Source organism: Adlercreutzia equolifaciens, assembly GCF_029076695.1.
GTDB classification, from domain to species: Bacteria; Actinomycetota; Coriobacteriia; order Coriobacteriales; family Eggerthellaceae; genus Adlercreutzia; species Adlercreutzia equolifaciens_A.
Genome location: NZ_JARFIK010000340.1, coordinates 1 through 305, shown reverse-complemented (window position 1 = coordinate 305; position 305 = coordinate 1). Strand labels below are relative to the sequence as shown.

Sequence of the window (305 nt, the reverse complement as noted above, 5' to 3'; positions counted from 1 at the left end):
CAGCTTCGTCAGTTTCTTCATGAAGTTCCTCCCTTATAGGACCGGAAGCCCTTCGCTTCCCTCACTTTATAACTTTACTGTGCTAAAGCACTATAGTGCAGCAGAGTATACCACGGAACGGGATGTGGTGAAACGGGAAAGGATCATCGGCCGTCTTGACGCGCCAACGACATCGCGGCGCCTGGGGCAATCCCCATCAGCCGAGCTCTTCGATTTCGAGCCGCGACTCATCGAGATTCCCAAGCCCAAGAAGGGCAACAAGCTGTTCAATCGCAAACGGTAGCCATCGATGATCTCGGCTGATG

The 305-nt window shown here is 53.4% G+C and carries 1 protein-coding gene; it reads left to right on the top strand.

All coding sequences use genetic code 11. The features are described from left to right. On the top strand, positions 1–283 hold a 283-nt coding region (locus tag PZH32_RS12660), incomplete at its 5' end, for a hypothetical protein (RefSeq protein WP_275208605.1). Positions 284–305: the final 22 nt, after the last annotated feature.